The organism is Acinetobacter sp. LipI_15, assembly GCF_058242865.1.
Genome location: NZ_JBZAYN010000001.1, coordinates 1,998,498 through 2,015,604 on the forward strand (window position 1 = coordinate 1,998,498; position 17,107 = coordinate 2,015,604).

Below are 17,107 nucleotides of genomic sequence, written 5' to 3' on the forward strand. Positions count from 1 at the left end.
TTAAAAACCACGCTTTTAGCGTGGTTTTTTTATGCCTATTATCTGCGAGTATATACCTCTATACACCCTACGCAGTTCACACTTTATTCATACAACTTTAACGTACTAGCACTATCCACATATCTGTAGATATTCATCAAGTTAGAACTTACACAAATATAATAAAAATGCGCCGCAAACTTGATTGTCTAGGCTTACATCTTTGCCAGTATTTCAGTATTTTTAACATGAATTTTAGGTCAATTGCTTATTTCAGGAAGATGTAAGCCCATGAAAAAATATTTCGTCTCGATCAGTTTAATTTTATGTTCGTTTACAACTTTTGCTGCCATGAACTGCGAAGGTGAAATTAAAAACCAAAGTATTCGTGAAGATATTAAAGTCAAAAAAAATTGTCAGCTTGAGGGTTTAATTGTTCATGGCAATGTGATTTTAGAAAATGGCGCCAGTGTTGAACTACATGACAACCACATCAAAGGCAATATTGAATCGAATAAAAATTTTACCAAGATCATTGCCAATCATAACAATATCAATGGCAATGTCGATTTTACGACAGGGAAAAACATCCAACTCCTCAATAACCAAATTTCAGGCGACCTGAAATTAAAGAAAAATAACGGCAATATTGTGCTAAATAATAACGAAATCGCAGGTAATTTAATTTGTCTTGAAAATGCTTTTTCAATTAATGGCAGCAACAACCAAGTCAAAGGCAATAAATCAGAACAATGCCGTAGTTTTTAACTCTCTCGACACCAACAAGCGATAATGACGCTTATGGCATTTCTCTGAATTGGCATTATTTTTATCAAATTAGTTGATAAAGAAATGAAAAAAATGTGAGATAAAACATTATTTTTAACAATTCTGCAATACTCCACGCCCTAAATTTGTCTTAATTTCAAATGAGATAAACCTTTAACTGCAGTATGACTATAACAACGCAATAAGGGGGTGGCTTATGACAACAACTGTGGTAACTTCTTGGAAATACAGTTCTTCTTCACGTTACTTAAAAATTTTTTATGCGAATGGTTCTGGGGATCTCTTTTATCCAGTTTCACCTTTTATTTATGATAATTTACTTCGATGTAGTGATAAAACGGCATTTGTCCACAAATATTTAGAATATGATCTACATTTTTCACGAGTAAGCTTACAGGGTTAAACCGCTACAAGCTCAGCGCTATAGCAACAGTATTTTTACTAATTAAAAAAAATTTGATCAAATCAGGGCTGAATGCCCTGATTTTTAGTTGCGCCAAGTCACCATAAAGAGCCCTGCGCCCACATTTAAGGTCGTACTGATAAAACGATCATCCGCTTCAACACGTTGGATAAATTCAGCGACCTCATTGGCATGTGATAGCACATTATCCACGATCAACACGCCATTTTGAACTTGTATCAATTCAGCTAAATATGACCAATACGCCACATACGCATCACGTTCTGCATCTAATAAAATGAAGTCATAACGACGATTTGAATGCTGTAAAAAATGCAGTGCATCGCCATGATGAAATTCGATGTATTCGGATAAAGCTAAATTTTCCGCATGCTGTTTAGCTTTCTCAATGCGCGCTGCATCAATTTCAATGGTTTCGACCCGCCCTTGTGTAGACTGCGCAGCATCTGCTAACCACAGCGTGGAATAGCCTGTAGATGTTCCAATTTCCAAGATCTGTTTGGCTTGTTTTAAGCGAATTTGCATAGCTAAAAACAGTGCAGACTCAGGCTCAATATTTCGGTAACGCGCAAGTCGGTGATTTTGCGCAGCATCGTGAGCGCTAAAGTCTGCATAGAGTTGTTGCATATAGTTTTTAAAATTTGCATCCATGCTCATGATTCTGTCCTTTTACTATTTCATTCATATTTATAAATTGAAGGGCTAAATATCTGCTCAGTGGGTTTCTTGGATCAGCTTAAAACGTGGAATTACTTCACCATCAATTTCAACGGTTTCCATAAACATCTCTAATGGTCTAATCCACATTGAATAGTCGTCATATAAGCACTGATAGACCACAACTTTTTCACGCGTTTCACTATGTGTTGCAACATGAAAGACTTGATACAACTGACCTTTATAATGCTGATAAATCCCTTGCTTGACCTGCATGCCATTTCCCTAAAAAGTTCTCAATACAATAGGGTTGACTCTAGCATTGTCTTGCTTAAAGCGCGATGAATTCATTTATTTTTCCACTATTTAACTTGCATTTCTCGATAATGGCCCAATATTGACTGCATTCACATCGGTATATTCTTATGATTTAGAAAGAAATTTAATCATTTAATTTGTAAAACCGATTAATTTTATAAAAACAAACCGTTTCACCTATTTAATGGTTTGTTCTATCATTCTCTCATCAAATAAATTTACTCCTCTGGAGACGTTAGCAATGTTAGATCAAAATACTTCTGCTCAATTAAAAACCTTACTTGAACGCCTTGAAGGCCCGATTGAAATCGTCGCGACTTTAAACGGCACTGACAAATCAGACAAAATTAAAGAATTAGTAACTGAAGTTGCTGCTTTATCTGATTTAGTGACAGCACGTTTTGACGGTAACAACAGCCGTGCGCCAAGCTTTGGTATTGCAAAAGCAGGTGAAAATCCACGTGTATTCTTCGCAGGTTTGCCTATGGGCCACGAATTCACGTCTTTGATCTTGGCATTGTTACAAACCTCAGGCTATGCACCAAAAGTCTCTGACGAAGTACTGAATACCATTAAAGGTCTAGGTCTTAAAACTGACTTTGATGTGTTCGTATCACTCAGCTGCCATAACTGTCCTGATGTGGTTCAAGCCTTGAACCTGATTGCGATCTACAACCCAGGTACAACTGCAACCATGATTGATGGTGCATTCTTCCAAGACGAAGTCGAAGAACGCAAAATCATGGCTGTACCAATGGTATTCCAAGACGGTGAGCACATTGGTCAAGGTCGTATGACCTTGGAAGAAATCATTGCTAAATTAGACACCAACTCTGCCGCAAAAGATGCTGAAAAGTTAAATGCCAAAGAAGCCTTTGATGTTCTTGTGATTGGTGGCGGCCCTGCGGGGAATACTTCTGCAATCTATGCAGCACGTAAAGGCATTAAAACAGGTATCGTGGCTGAACGCATGGGCGGTCAGGTCATGGATACCATGGACATCGAAAACTTCACGTCGATTCAAAAGACACAAGGTCCTAAGTTTGCTGCTGAAATGGAAGCACATGTACGTGAGTACGGTGTGGACATCATGAACTTGCAACGTGTATCTGACATCAAAGGTGCTGACCAAACAGCCAATGGTCTAGTTGAAGTAACTTTAGAGAATGGTGCAAAACTTGAATCTAAAACAGTGATTCTTTCAACAGGTGCACGCTGGAGAGAGATGAATGTTCCAGGTGAGCAAGAATACCGTACTCGTGGTGTAGCTTACTGCCCACACTGTGACGGTCCATTGTTCAAAGGTAAACGTGTTGCAGTGATCGGTGGTGGTAACTCAGGTGTCGAAGCGGCGATTGACCTTGCAGGTATTGTGGAACATGTAACACTTGTTGAATTTGATACTAAGCTTCGTGCTGACCAAGTCCTTCAAGACAAGTTAAACAGCTTACCAAACACCACTGTGATCATGAATGCATTATCTACAGAAGTAGTCGGTGATGGTTCACAAGTGACTGCATTGAACTACAAAGACCGTGCAACTGATGAAATCAAAACGATTGAATTGGCTGGTATCTTTGTACAAATCGGTTTGTTACCAAACACTGATTTCTTAAAAGAAACAGCAGTTGAACTTTCAAACCGTGGTGAGATCGTAATTAACGAGCGCAACGAAACCAATGTAAAAGGTGTATTTGCTGCTGGTGACTGTACAACAGTACCTTACAAACAAATCATCATTGCGACAGGTGAAGGCGCGAAAGCATCATTGTCTGCTTTTGATTACATCATCCGCTCTGGTCAATAATTCAATTTAGACAGAACAGCAAAAGCCAGTTTTCGAACTGGCTTTTTTTATGTCTGAAAATTAATCTCTTGTTTCATTTATAAATTATTAATAAAACAAATATTTAACTCTATGACGCTTTTCACTTACACAATAATGAGCAAAACAAACCGTTTAAAACTTGTACAGTAGCTTATTTGCACATTAAGATAAAACAATCATCACGGATTGATGGTTGACAATAACAACAAGAATGTTGGTCAAATTCGACTAAATGGAGAAAAGCAATGCACTATCAATATCACTGTGCTTGTTGCAATAAAGTATTGGCTTCAAGCGATAAAGAATGTTCCGAATGTGGCTCGCATAATATCCGTAGCCCATATGGCTTTTGGATATTTTGCATACTCAGTTGTTTGGCTGTTGCCATTCTATTTAAGAGTGTCCAAGTGTATTTGCAACAGCACGATACTGAAGCGACAACCCAACTCAACATCTTTGAAGTACTCAAGCAAGATGGTAAAAATTAAGCTTTTTTACAACAGCCAAATACAGCCCTATGAACAAGCTGGCAATGTGTAAAATTTTAGCTAAGCTGAATTTAAGCACTATTATCCAGTTGCTTTAAAGTCATTCAAAGAGATAAGTTAAAATGATGAAAGCCTGAATGATTTCAGGCTTTTTTATGCGCTAGCATCGCCCTGCTCACTTATCTTCACGAGGAAAATTCTTTAAACTATGGCAATAGCAATGAGGTTCTAGACGATGGTGCAGTTAATCAAAAAAGGTGGTTTGCGTGAACGCGCCAATCGTAGCCGATCATACAAAGGCTCTGAAAATACCGAAACCACCCTCAAACCGAACCGTTATCGTGATCATGCTGAAACTACCGATGATGCACAAGATCCATCAAATACAGCACCATCCAAAGACCAAGATCAAACCAATCCAGAGCAATAAAATTGGCACATAAAAAAAGCCAAGTTCTAATACTTGGCTTTCGCTTTGCTGACAGCAATATGTTTGCAGCTATTGAAGATTGAACATTCTAATTGCGTCGAACCACAGCCAAATCGCAAAAATTAAAAATAACACCCCTGAAACCACATCAATATAACTACCCGAACGTTGGTAGAGTGCTTTAATTTTAGGCAAAGACATAATCATCATAAACAGACTAAACACAATAAAAGTTTGAATCGGAATGATGACAGCAAGCTGTGCTTTTAGGTTACTACTGGCTGATGAACTCAACGCCAGTGAGAACACACTACTAAAATAGATCAGTGTTTTCGGATTGGCTAAATTCGTAAATAAACCTAATAAGAAATAATTTTCAGTATTCTGCTGACTTAAGGCCTGCCCATCTTCTAAATTGGCTGTTTGATTTAAACTTTTAAGCCCACCACTAAACATCGCCCAACCCATTTTCGCCAAGAAAAATCCACCAACAGCCATTAAAACTTGTTGTATCCATGGAAATTGCTCAACCAGAACCGTAAAGCCCAATAAGGTTAAAACGACCCACACCACAATCCCGACAGAGATCCCCGCAATAATTTTTAAGGTATTTGCACGCGTTGTTGATGCTGCACTTTTAGCAATTAATAATACATCTGGACCGGGACTCAACTGCGCAATAAAATGAAGCGCACAGATGGTGAATAACAGTGACATGCAAGCTGATTCATTTGAATTAAAACGTGAAGATTATATCGCTTGTTCAATTTTTTTGTTGGCAACACAAGGTTTATTTTTAGGCCGTATCAAAATTTACGCAAAAAAAGCCGAATACACATTCGGCCTTTCATACTGAGTTAATTATTTTTTATTGACATCTTTCAGTTCAATTTGTTTCGCATCTGGCGTCACTTCACGAGCTTCACCATCAATAACGGATGAATCACGACCTGATTGCTGATTTTGCATATCTTGCATTTGACGCATCATATCTGCAAATGGGTTCTGACCTTGAGCACCGCCCATGCCTCCCATATCGCCCATCATGCCACCCATCATTTTTTCCATCATGGCTTGCTGACGCTTCATCATTGTTTTCATCATGACTGCTTTCATGGCATTTTGTACAGGTGGAATCAAAATAAGTAATGCCATAATATCTGAGATTAGACCCGGTAACAGCAATAAGAAACCAGCCAAAATTTTTGGTAAATTTCCAGTTAAAGCTGGATCATTACTCATTTGACCTGCTTGCATTTGCTGCATTTGAGGCATCAGACCTGATGAATATTTACGGATAATATTCATCCCTATAAAGAAGGCCGCCACGAACCAGAAAAAGACATACCACATGCTGCCGACGAGGTCGCCCACACCGATCCAGACAAACACTTCCAGGATCAAGCCTGCTAAAATCAGAAGAAATAATTTCATGAAAATTAAACAAATCTCAGTAAATTAATTTAAGGTGTTGCGTTCAACTGCTCAATCACTATCAAGCTTTTTTGACACGCTTATGTAACAATATGGGCATATTTTTATTTTTAAAGGGCAAATAGGCAAACATGTCATTAATTATCGGTATTGACCCTGGGTCGCGCTTAACTGGTTACGGCATCATCGAAAAGGATGGTTCTAAACTACGTTTTGTCGATGCTGGCACCATTCGTACCGAAACGACAGAAATGCCTGAACGCTTAAAACGTATTTTTGCTGGTATTGATCGCATCGTAAAGTTTCACGGGCCTACTGAAGCTGCGGTTGAACAAGTATTTATGGCTCAAAACCCTGACTCGGCCTTAAAATTAGGTCAAGCACGCGGTGCTGCCATTGCCGCTTTAACCAATTTAGATTTACAAGTCGCTGAATATACTGCACGTCAAATCAAACAATCTGTGGTCGGCTATGGGGCTGCTGATAAAGAACAAGTCCAAATGATGGTTATGCGCATTCTGAACCTAAGCATCAAACCCCAGCAGGATGCAGCCGATGCTTTGGCTGCCGCAATTTGTCATGCGCATGCGTCTGGTAGTATGAGTAAAATGGCTGTACTGAATGCCTTAGGTGGTATGGCTCGTGGCCGAAGCCGTGTAAGCACTCGACGTCGATAAATATTCGTCAAATCATATAGCTCAGTAATTCAGATTGTTTTCAAAAGCCCACTCAATCTAGTGATCAAACTTAGCGAATCATTTTAAAACCACTATAGTCTAATTCATGCATTGGAATTTCTTGCTGATCGATTTTAGTCACGTCTGCTCGTAAAGGCCCCACCAGACTGTGTTTCAGTATTTTATGAATGGCGTCTTCAGTTCCAATAATCAGCGCTTCAACTTCGCCCGTCGCTAGATTTTTCACATAGCCATTTAAACCAAGTGCAATCGCTTGCTGTTCAAACCAACGACGATAACCAACACCCTGCACTTTACCTTGAATTCGCAATTTAACTGCATGCATTTTAGTCTTCAACTCCTGAATGATTAACCACATGATAAACCGCTTGGGCCATATCCTGTGCTTGCAAACCACGCATCCCCGACTTCGCCAATACATCACCTGCTAAAGCATGCAGGCTTACGATTTCATGCAGATGAATTTGCTGATGAAATTGTGCTTTTAAACTTGCAATCATCCCCGCAAGCACATCTCCCATACCGCCTGTCCCCATTCCTGCATTACCTACGGTGCAAATCCAAAGTTGATCTTCAAGTATCAAGCTGCCTGCCCCTTTAAGCACCCATTGACCTTGAAATTTTTCTTTTAAATGTTGAATTGCTTGTACACGATCCGCTTCAACTTCTGCAGTAGATAGACCCAATAATTTTGCAGCCTCACCCGGATGTGGCGTTGCATAGGTGCGTGTATTCAATTTTTCAGGTGTTTCAGCTAGAAACCACAAGGCATCTGCATCCAAAACAATTTCCAAGGTTGACTGCTGAATCAATGGAAACCATGACTGAAACTGCTGTTGTGCCCAATTGTCACGACCAAGCCCCATGCCAAAGCTAATCGCATCGACATGATCGATCAGTTGCCGAATCGCTTCTGTATTTAAAGCATTGATATCGCGTAGCATAATATTCGGTGCGCGCGCCAAAATTGCGGTGTGATGTCGTGCATCACAAACAACCGTGACCTTACCTGCACCTGCATGGAATGCAGCCTCAGCAGCCATAATCACCGCCCCACCCATTTCAGCATGTCCACCAACAACCAAAACATGGCCATAACTGCCTTTATGACCAAAAGCTTGTCGCTCAGGTAAAGTGATTTTCTGCGGTGACAAATACGCAAGTGGCTCAAGCTTAATATCAGTCGGTATGCATGCTATCACCGAAACTTCACCTGCATATTCCTTCGCTTGGCCTGTAAATAACCCTGCTTTTAGACCCAATGCCGTAAATGTATAATCGGCTTGAAATGCGATGGGTAAAGGCTGCCCTGTATTGGCATGTAATCCGCTTGGAATATCAATCGCAACTTTGAGTCCCATGCATGCATTCAATCGTTGAATAATGGCTTGCCATTCATTAGAAAGTTCACGATTGAGTCCAATACCAAATAATGCGTCGATGTAGACGTCATAATCACGCTGAAAATCAAAATGTGTATAGATCTTGAGCTTGTGATCTAATGCTTCCTGTACTGCACAATGTAAGTCCTTCGATGCTCCAATTTCAGCGGCATAGATATCGACTTGAAAGCCTGCTTGCTGTAGGTATTGCGCTGTAAGATATCCATCACCTGCGTTGTTACCCTGCCCACAACATACGGCAATATTTTTTAAATTTTGCTGCTTTAACATTGGAATGAGTTGCTGAGCAATCGACCATGCGACCTGCTGCATCAGACCATAACTGCTATTGTGCTGAGCAAACCAACGCTGCTCCCAAGCTTGAATACTTTGGCTAAGATAAACAGGGCTATGGTAAACTTGCAGACGCATTGTTTTTCCTTGTTATGATTATGGCCGCTTCAACTCCTGCACAAAAAATTCCTGTCGATCAATATGATCCAGAAACCCTAAAAGCATGGATTAAAGCACAAGCCTTAAATTTAGGTTTTTCTGATTGTGTCATCGCAAAGCCAGATGCTCAAGAGGAACTCCCTCGTTTTAAAGAATATTTAGAACGTGGTTATCACGGCGATATGAAATTCCTAGAGGAAAACCTTGAAAAACGTGCCAATCCAGCACTTTTAGTCCCCGGCACCCGCAGTATCATTTGTGTCCGCATGGATTATTTGGTCGAAACCCCAAAACCACGTTATGTTCCTGATGAGCCAAATGCAGCCATCATTGCACGCTATGCACGAGGTCGTGACTACCACAAAGTCATGCGTGGTCGTTTAAAAACTTTGTCGAATATTATCCGTGAAAAAATCGGAGATTTTGAATCTAGACCCTTTGCCGACTCTGCACCAGTGTTTGAAAAATCCTTAGCTGAAAATGCAGGCATGGGCTGGACAGGCAAACACACCTTACTGATCCATAAAAAATCAGGCTCATTTTTTGTATTAGGTGAGCTGTTTACATCACTCGATTTGCCTTTTGACTCACCCGCAACCAAACATTGTGGTTCATGCACAGCCTGTATTGATATCTGTCCAACTCAGGCCATCGTTGAGCCCTATATGTTAGATGCACGTAAATGCATTGCCTACTTAACCATCGAATATAAAGGCATCATTCCTGAAGAATTACGCCGTGGCATTGGCAACCGTGTGTTTGGCTGTGATGACTGTCAACTTATCTGTCCATGGAATAGCTTTGCGCATAAAACTCAAATTGAGGACTTTTATCCACGTCATGGTCTCGACCAAGTGAGTTTATTAGATCTGTGGCAATGGGATGAAGCCACCTTTTTAAGCTGTACGGAAGGCAGTCCTATCCGACGAACAGGCTATCAAAGCTTTATGCGAAATATCGCTATTGGCTTAGGCAATGCACCATATAGTTCAAATATTGTGCAATCATTAAAAAATTCTCGCGAAAAACATGACGCGATTGTGCAAGTTCATATTGATTGGGCAATTGCAGAACAAAACTCAAAGATGCTTTAATGGATTTGATTCTATATTTTCCAGATCCTTACAAAGTTTTCTTTTAAGCTAAAACTTAGTGACGCAATCAAAGAAAATTAATTTTTTAGTTCAAAATAAACATTGCTGCGATTGTGCTGTCATTTAACACAACTTTGTAAGCATCTTAAATATCAAAAGTTCTTTAAAAAAGTCATTTCAATGCATTTTAGCCAACTTTCAATGTTACAAAATAGTCTTGGAAGTCTGCAAATTTTACGTATGATGATCTGCATCAGGCAGAAAATATGGATCATTTATGAGCTACCGAAATGACTGGACACATCCAGAAATACAAGAGTTGTATCAACAACCATTGATGGATTTATTATTCCAAGCACAGACCATTCACCGTGAATATTTCCAAGCCAATCATATTCAAGTTAGCACCTTACTTTCGATTAAAACCGGTAAGTGCCCTGAAGACTGCAAATATTGCTCTCAGTCTGCACATTATGACTCCGGATTAGAAGCTGAAAAACGTCTGGCTGTGGAAAAAGTCATCAATGAAGCGAAAGCTGCACTTGCCTCAGGTTCTTCACGTTTTTGTATGGGCGCTGCATGGCGCAATCCACATGAACGGGATATGCCCTATGTGCTAGAAATGGTGCGTGAAGTCAAAGCACTGGGACTTGAAACCTGTATGACCCTTGGCATGCTAAATCAATCTCAGGCAGAGCGCCTACATGAGGCAGGCTTAGATTATTACAACCATAACCTCGATACTTCCCGTGAGTATTATCCCAATGTCATTAGCACACGTAGCTATGATGACCGTTTAACGACGCTAGACTATGTGCGCCAATCTGGAATGAAAATCTGTAGCGGCGGAATTGTGGGCTTAGGTGAAAGCCGTGATGACCGTATTGCCTTTTTGATGGAGTTGGCAACGCTGCCGATTCATCCTGAATCCGTGCCGATTAATCTCCTTGTCCCTATTCAAGGTACCCCACTTGCAGAGGTTGAGAAACTCGATGTCATCGAATGGATTCGCACCATTGCAGTCGCACGGATCATTATGCCAAAAAGCTATATTCGACTCTCTGCAGGTCGTGAATCTCTGAGTGATTCAGAACAAGCTTTGGCATTTATGGCAGGTGCAAATTCACTCTTTTCTGGTGAAAAACTGCTGACCACGCCAAATGCAGGCGAAGGCAAAGATCAGCTTTTATTTAGCAAACTCGGTTTAGTGGCTGAACAGCCCAAACCAACTGCTGCACAGCTTTCAACTGATGCCATGCAAATGGCTTAAAATAAGCCCCGAAGTTCGGGGCTTAGTTCAATTGAATGATCAGTGATAGGTATCAAAGTGCAATGCAAGAGATGGTGCGAACAAATGAAATGGCTAAATCACCATGAATAGGGAAAATATATCGTTTACTTAACAAAGTTATGTGCTGTTATTAAAATGCCATAGCCTGCATTTAAATAATCCCCTTCACGAATAATGTCTTGACCATTAGCATGTTGAACCACCAATTGCTGCTGAATCACATCATAATGAAAAGATTCAAAGCAATCCTGATGTTGTAATAACCATGCAATGGTATCTGCCATATTGGCATCGACGGTATAACGTTCGGCTTGAAAATCTTTACTCATATCTGCATAAAAACTGTGAATGTATTTCTATTTTAATGATTTCAATATTGACCGGCATTAAAAAAGTGAGCTTTCGCTCACTTTTTTTCGGCTGAGACTCTGCATTACTTTGTCACACCGCACTTACGACATTCCTTGTGCGAACCGATTTCTTCCATTTGCTCGTATTCGTAAATATGCATGCAAAATAGTTTTCTGAATAATTGAAGCATGTTGTTAAAACTCCCGTTTATTTATTAATGTGCTTCTAAATATTTCGTCCTGAAATATTATGATCATGCCTAAACACGCCATAGCTAATTTATTATCATATTTTTCCAATGAGTCAAATATCTTTACTTTAAAATGACACAATTTCGGATAATCGGTTATTTTTAAGCCTTCCTTATATTCACCTGAGTTATAAGGATTTTTATTAATATCAACATCACAGATATAGATTAATTTTCAGCAAATTTCGCACAAAAAAACTCCCCCTTAGGAGAGTTTTTTCAAATAGATGATCACATGAGTAACGTTATTCACAAGCCCAGATTTAAACGTTCTGGCTGGCAAACTTCGCACGTGCAGCATGCAATTTTTTATAGCTATCAATCAGGCGTAAATGACGATCTAAACCTTCAAGTTGCATATTGGTTTCAGTTAAACCGTAGAAGCGAAGACTGCCATCCATTGAACCAATCACTGCATCCATACGTTCGTCACCAAACATACGACGGAAATTATGTTCATAGTCATTGAGATCTAAGTCATCGTCCAATTCAACTTCTAAAACCACATTCATACATTGATAGAACAAACCACGTTCGACCGTATTGGTGTTGTATTGAAGGAAGGTTTCGACCAACTCTTTTGCTTCTTCAAACTCTTGTAGCGCAATATAGATCAGTAGTTTGAGCTCAAGAACCGTTAATTGACCCCATACGGTATTGTCATCAAACTCAATCCCGATGAGCGTCACAATATCCGTGTAGTCATCCACTTCAAGCTCTTCTAAGCGCTCAACCAATGACACTAACTCGTCTTCATCTAGACGATGAATGTTTAAAATATCCTCACGGAAGTCCAAAGCTTTGTTGGTGTTATCCCAAACCAAGTCTTCAACCAAATACACTTCAGAATAACCCGGAACTAAAATACGACATGCCGTAGCACCAAGATGCTGATAGACCGCCATATACGCTTCTTTGCCCATGTCTTCTAGAATCGCAAACATCGCTGCAGCTTCTTCCGCATTGGCATTTTCACCTTCAGATGTGAAATCCCACTCTACAAAATCATAGTCTGATTGTGCGCTAAAGAATTTCCAAGACACCAAACCACTTGAGTCAATAAAGTGTTCTACAAAGTTATTTGGCTCAGTGACTGCATTTGAGCTAAACGTTGGTTTTGGTAGATCGTTTAGACCTTCAAAGCTACGGCCTTGTAAAAGTTCGGTTAAGCTACGCTCTAAAGCCACTTCGAGTTTAGGGTGCGCACCAAAAGATGCAAATACCCCACCTGTACGTGGGTTCATTAAGGTTACACACATCACAGGGTACTGACCACCAAGTGAAGCATCTTTTACCAATACAGGAAAACCTTGTTCTTCTAAGCCTTGAATACCTGCAACAATACTTGGATATTTGGCTAAAACCTCTTCTGGTACATCTGGTAGAGCCAATTCACCTTCTAAAATCTCACGTTTGACCGCACGCTCAAAGATTTCCGATAAACATTGCACTTGAGCCTCAGCCAAGGTATTCCCTGCACTCATCCCGTTTGACAAGTATAAATTTTCAATCAAGTTTGATGGGAAATACACTGTTTCACCGTCGGACTGACGGACAAATGGAAGAGAGCAAATACCGCGTGCTATATTTCCTGAATTGGTGTCATATAGATGTGTACCTAATAACTCATCTTCTGGGTTATAAATTTCACGTGTATAGTCATCTAAGATTTCAGTAGGTAACTCGCCTTCTGGGCCGGGTTGGAACCATTTTTCATCTGGGTAATGCACAAAGTCAGCATTGGCAATCTCTTCACCCCAGAACTGGTCGTTATAGAAGAAGTTGCAATTGAGACGTTCAATAAATTCACCCAAAGCCGAAGCTAATGCGCTTTCTTTGGTTGAGCCTTTACCATTGGTAAAACACATTGGCGATTGTGCATCACGAATATGTAGAGACCAAACATTCGGCACGATGTTACGCCATGACGCGATTTCAATTTTCATGCCTAAACCAGCCAAAATACCTGACATATTGGCAATGGTTTCTTCTAATGGCAGATCTTTACCCGGAATAAACGTGGTACTGTCTGACGCTAAATTTGGCATAAGTAAAGCTTGTGCATCTGCATCAATGCTTTCTACTTCTTCAATGACAAACTCAGGACCAGTTTGAATCACTTTTTTAACCGTGCAGCGGTCAATTGAACGTAAAATGCCTTGACGGTCTTTTTCAGAAATATCCGCAGGTAGTTCAACTTGAATTTTGAAAATTTGCTTATAGCGGTTTTCAGGATCAACAATATTGTTTTGAGATAAACGAATATTGTCTGTCGGAATGTCTCGCGCCGCACAATACACTTTTACAAAATACGCTGCACATAATGCTGATGACGCTAAAAAGTAGTCGAATGGTCCGGGAGCAGAGCCATCGCCTTTATAGCGAATAGGTTGGTCGGCAATTACCGTGAAGTCATCAAATTTGGCTTCTTGTCGAAGGTTATCGAGATAATTAACCTTAATTTCCATGTGGGCACCTAAATATTCTTATGTGTCAGTGCAACACATAAAAATGAAAACATAAGCCGAATAACTGTAGGACATTGACTTAAAAATGTGAGGCCAGTACCAATCTATGCGCTGTTGAGCACGGTACTGACAAGAATGGGCATTATTATAAGGTTATTTTGACTGTTTGATAACTTTTGTCGTGATTTACATCACGATAGGATTCGACACTTTGTGCATTTTGGTCGAATCCAAGCTCAACTGCTGCAACTACAGCCAATTTGTTGTGTTAGTGTGCAGCCGTGAAGAAAAAGGCTTGTCTTTTAAAAAAATCTTCGCTAGTATGCTTTGCGTCTGAACTTGTTGATAAATAACACATTCAGAATATAGGGCCTATAGCTCAGTTGGTTAGAGCAGCGGACTCATAATCCGTTGGTCCACAGTTCAAGTCTGTGTGGGCCCACCAATTTTTTGTAATCATATGCACAACTTTGCAATGATTTGATATATAAACCCATGAATTGTAATGATTCATGGGTTTTTTATTTCTTTTTTGCAATAAGCTGCACTGTAATATAGAAAGCTTTTCTTTATAGGATTTGTGATCTATATAATTTAACTTCACTTTACTTTTAAATGGCTAAAAATTAAGTATAAAAATCAAGATTTAATAACACGAAAATAAGTATCTAACCGATAAGTCGTAAATGCATCAACGATGTACGGGTCATCTTCCGCGACCTGACATTCATACTCCACACTCTGAAGCCATTTAGGTTGTTTATCAAAAGGGCTTTGTTGCACAAAGATTTGAAATGCAAAGCGCCCCTGATTGAGCCAAATTTAAGGCATAACTTGGGTATGTGGTTGACCTAACTCGGTAAATTTATTTAACACGGCTATACGTGCATGGATCTCATTGACTTGGCTATCAAATTTTCTTGCACTGAGTTTATCCCCCAATAATTTGATGCAATGCATCTTAGTTTCGACCAAACTTCGGCAATGATAGCCGGACCATTTTTTCCATAATGTCCTGCCTAAACGTGTAACTGTTCGAAGTAATTCATTTCGCTCTCGCGAGCTACTCTTTGTATCTTTCCATGGTTTCGCATTTTTTCTAGGTGGAATCACCGCATGCGCTTGCCGATCTGCAATGACCTGACGGCATCGTTTTGTGTCATAAGCACCATCTGTATAAACAGAATCGATTTGTTCATCTAAGGAAATTTGATCGAGTAAATCACCAAGTACCTGTGAATCACTTACATTGTTAGTTGTAAGCTGAACTGCACGTATTTGGAGAGTTTTAGCATCTATACCAATATGTAATTTACGCCATTGACGACGATATTCAGGCTGATGTTTCTTCCTTTTCCATTCACCTTCACCTAAAAACTTTAGACCGGTAGAGTCTACCAGCAAGTTAAGCCCACCACTGCTTTTTTGATAACTAATCGCAATATCAATATGTTTTTGTCTTCTGCAAAGCGTACTGTAATCTGGTGCGGTCCAATTTAATCCACAAAGTTTAATCAGACTTTGCACAAAGCCAGTGACCATACGTAAAGATAGACGGAATAAGGATTTAATCATTAAGCAGCATTGAATAGCAGTATCGGAGTAAGTTTGATTTCGTCCATGTTTGTCTTGTGATTGTGCATACCACTGGGTCTTAGTGTCAAACCAAATTGAAATATTTCCTCGATTTATTAATGCTCGATTATAAGAAGACCAATTGGTGGTACGATAAATTTTAGGTGCAGGCTTGTTCATTTGGAAATTATATTGTGTAATAAGCCCTTAACGATAGGTTTGTGCAACAAAGCCATAAATGACTATAATTGGTAAGAAATAAAAAAACCTGCTAATACTTTTCTCTTTAATTACAAAAACAAGAAAATAATTTTATTTAAAAAACCTATCAAACAGTATCTTTTCATATAACCCCAGAAAATAAAGCTTCATTATGATAAAAATGATTACATAATGAAGCCTTTCCATTTATTTTTATCTAAGAATATTTAAATTATTAATTGCGTTCAAATGTCCTTGCTTAGCTGCTTTTTCATACCAAAACTCAGCTAGCTTTTTATCTTTTTTTACATACACGCCTTGCTCAAAGAAAACCCCTAAATTATATTGTGCTTCAGGATTACCTAGTTCAGCAGCTTTTCCAGAGAAACTAAATGCCTTTTCATAGTTTTCCTGATCCAAGTACATTTTTGACAACCCCTCATATGCCCGTGAAGGATTATCTTGGACTCCTAATAAATACCAACGCTCTGCTTTTTCAAAATCTGGTGATCGACCAAAATCTTTAACTCTATATAGTTCTGCCAAGTTCAATTTAGCATCTTTGTTACCATACCTATTTGCTTCTAAAAAACATTCTTCAGCCTTTTGAAAATCCTTATCTTTTCCTAACCCAGCAAAATAAATCATACCTAATGAATTTATAGCTTCATGGTTATTAGCTTTTGCAGCCTTTTCAAACCAATAGTAAGCTTTATCATAATTAGGTTTGATATTATCTAACCCATTTAGATAGACCCATCCCATTAGATTCTCTTTTTCATCTAAGGATAAATCTTTTAAATTAAGAATTTCACACTGCTTACTACTACTTCCTGCTAATTTACACTCTTCCTCGAGCGTAGGGAACTTGTCTTGTTTATTCAAATTTGTACAAGCAATTAAGCTACATATAACAATGCTTATAGCGGAAATAAACAGAACTTTATTTTTGAGCATTATTATGCTATCTCTTATAAATTACAGAAAATTATTTGAA

Annotated in this window: 18 protein-coding genes and 1 tRNA gene; 9 read left to right on the top strand and 10 right to left on the bottom strand. The window is 39.2% G+C overall.

Going from position 1 to position 17,107, the window contains the following annotated elements; translation table 11 throughout:
- Nucleotides 1-270 precede the first annotated feature (270 nt).
- Both AC4CU0_RS09635 and AC4CU0_RS09640 read left to right on the top strand, forming a co-directional pair.
- Nucleotides 271-747 carry a hypothetical protein gene (locus AC4CU0_RS09635; protein WP_180163000.1) on the top strand — a complete coding sequence of 159 codons (477 nt, stop codon included), beginning with the start codon at nt 271-273 and terminating at the stop codon, nt 745-747.
- 217 nt (nt 748-964) lie between these two features.
- Entirely contained in the window at nt 965-1,171 is a 207-nt protein-coding gene (locus AC4CU0_RS09640; RefSeq protein WP_078189026.1) for a KTSC domain-containing protein, read from the top strand.
- 84 nt (nt 1,172-1,255) lie between these two features.
- Here AC4CU0_RS09640 and AC4CU0_RS09645 read toward each other — a convergent pair whose 3' ends face one another.
- Together AC4CU0_RS09645 and AC4CU0_RS09650 are read right to left on the bottom strand one after the other, a co-directional pair.
- Nucleotides 1,256-1,849 (bottom strand): O-methyltransferase, encoded by a 594-nt coding sequence (locus AC4CU0_RS09645; RefSeq protein ID WP_180007359.1) that lies wholly within the window; start codon nt 1,847-1,849, stop codon nt 1,256-1,258.
- Nucleotides 1,850-1,906: 57 nt separating this feature from the next.
- A complete protein-coding gene (locus tag AC4CU0_RS09650; protein ID WP_168378866.1) occupies nt 1,907-2,125 on the bottom strand; it encodes a DUF1653 domain-containing protein in 219 nt (72 codons plus the stop codon).
- Nucleotides 2,126-2,408: 283 nt separating this feature from the next.
- Between AC4CU0_RS09650 and ahpF the strand changes: the two genes are divergently transcribed.
- The 3 genes from ahpF to AC4CU0_RS09665 all read left to right on the top strand — a co-directional run bounded on the left by ahpF (nt 2,409) and on the right by AC4CU0_RS09665 (nt 4,913).
- The gene (gene ahpF / locus AC4CU0_RS09655; RefSeq protein ID WP_490743028.1) at nt 2,409-3,974 is read left to right on the top strand and encodes an alkyl hydroperoxide reductase subunit F; all 1,566 of its coding nucleotides are present in this window, start codon (nt 2,409-2,411) and stop codon (nt 3,972-3,974) included.
- Nucleotides 3,975-4,240: 266 nt separating this feature from the next.
- A complete protein-coding gene (locus AC4CU0_RS09660; protein WP_078192893.1) occupies nt 4,241-4,483 on the top strand; it encodes a hypothetical protein in 243 nt (80 codons plus the stop codon).
- A gap of 235 nt (nt 4,484-4,718) precedes the next feature.
- Complete coding sequence (locus AC4CU0_RS09665) at nt 4,719-4,913, top strand: hypothetical protein (protein WP_180162997.1); 195 nt, start codon at nt 4,719-4,721, stop codon at nt 4,911-4,913.
- A gap of 69 nt (nt 4,914-4,982) precedes the next feature.
- Here the strand turns inward: AC4CU0_RS09665 and AC4CU0_RS09670 are convergent, their stop codons facing one another.
- Entirely contained in the window at nt 4,983-5,630 is a 648-nt protein-coding gene (locus AC4CU0_RS09670) for a LysE family transporter (protein ID WP_490743029.1), read from the bottom strand.
- Between the two features lie 144 nt (nt 5,631-5,774).
- Nucleotides 5,775-6,347, bottom strand: a complete 573-nt coding sequence (locus tag AC4CU0_RS09675) for an FxsA family protein (protein WP_078192890.1) — start codon at nt 6,345-6,347, stop codon at nt 5,775-5,777.
- A 131-nt stretch (nt 6,348-6,478) separates the two neighbouring features.
- Here AC4CU0_RS09675 and ruvC point away from each other — a divergent pair, with 131 nt between their 5' ends.
- Nucleotides 6,479-7,024: a crossover junction endodeoxyribonuclease RuvC gene (gene ruvC / locus AC4CU0_RS09680; RefSeq protein ID WP_078189034.1), complete on the top strand. Its 546-nt coding sequence runs from the start codon at nt 6,479-6,481 to the stop codon at nt 7,022-7,024.
- A 70-nt stretch (nt 7,025-7,094) separates the two neighbouring features.
- Here ruvC and AC4CU0_RS09685 read toward each other — a convergent pair whose 3' ends face one another.
- Together AC4CU0_RS09685 and AC4CU0_RS09690 are read right to left on the bottom strand one after the other, a co-directional pair.
- Nucleotides 7,095-7,370, bottom strand: a complete 276-nt coding sequence (locus tag AC4CU0_RS09685) for an acylphosphatase (RefSeq protein ID WP_078192889.1) — start codon at nt 7,368-7,370, stop codon at nt 7,095-7,097.
- A 1-nt stretch (nt 7,371) separates the two neighbouring features.
- Entirely contained in the window at nt 7,372-8,859 is a 1,488-nt protein-coding gene (locus tag AC4CU0_RS09690) for an NAD(P)H-hydrate dehydratase (protein ID WP_180177482.1), read from the bottom strand.
- 20 nt (nt 8,860-8,879) lie between these two features.
- Between AC4CU0_RS09690 and queG the strand changes: the two genes are divergently transcribed.
- Together queG and bioB are read left to right on the top strand one after the other, a co-directional pair.
- A complete protein-coding gene (gene queG / locus AC4CU0_RS09695; RefSeq protein ID WP_111885754.1) occupies nt 8,880-9,974 on the top strand; it encodes a tRNA epoxyqueuosine(34) reductase QueG in 1,095 nt (364 codons plus the stop codon).
- Between the two features lie 277 nt (nt 9,975-10,251).
- Nucleotides 10,252-11,244 carry a biotin synthase BioB gene (bioB, locus tag AC4CU0_RS09700; protein WP_180077588.1) on the top strand — a complete coding sequence of 331 codons (993 nt, stop codon included), beginning with the start codon at nt 10,252-10,254 and terminating at the stop codon, nt 11,242-11,244.
- A gap of 125 nt (nt 11,245-11,369) precedes the next feature.
- Here bioB and AC4CU0_RS09705 read toward each other — a convergent pair whose 3' ends face one another.
- Complete coding sequence (locus tag AC4CU0_RS09705; protein ID WP_180007368.1) at nt 11,370-11,594, bottom strand: hypothetical protein; 225 nt, start codon at nt 11,592-11,594, stop codon at nt 11,370-11,372.
- A gap of 535 nt (nt 11,595-12,129) precedes the next feature.
- Nucleotides 12,130-14,334 carry an OsmC domain/YcaO domain-containing protein gene (locus AC4CU0_RS09710; protein ID WP_490743030.1) on the bottom strand — a complete coding sequence of 735 codons (2,205 nt, stop codon included), beginning with the start codon at nt 14,332-14,334 and terminating at the stop codon, nt 12,130-12,132.
- 368 nt (nt 14,335-14,702) lie between these two features.
- Between AC4CU0_RS09710 and AC4CU0_RS09715 the strand changes: the two genes are divergently transcribed.
- Nucleotides 14,703-14,779 (top strand) — tRNA-Ile (locus tag AC4CU0_RS09715).
- A 377-nt stretch (nt 14,780-15,156) separates the two neighbouring features.
- Here AC4CU0_RS09715 and AC4CU0_RS09720 read toward each other — a convergent pair.
- Nucleotides 15,157-16,089 (bottom strand): IS5 family transposase, encoded by a 933-nt coding sequence (locus AC4CU0_RS09720; protein ID WP_490743031.1) that lies wholly within the window; start codon nt 16,087-16,089, stop codon nt 15,157-15,159.
- Nucleotides 16,090-16,323: 234 nt separating this feature from the next.
- Nucleotides 16,324-17,067 carry a tetratricopeptide repeat protein gene (locus tag AC4CU0_RS09725; RefSeq protein WP_490743032.1) on the bottom strand — a complete coding sequence of 248 codons (744 nt, stop codon included), beginning with the start codon at nt 17,065-17,067 and terminating at the stop codon, nt 16,324-16,326.
- Between the last annotated feature and the right edge of the window lie 40 nt (nt 17,068-17,107).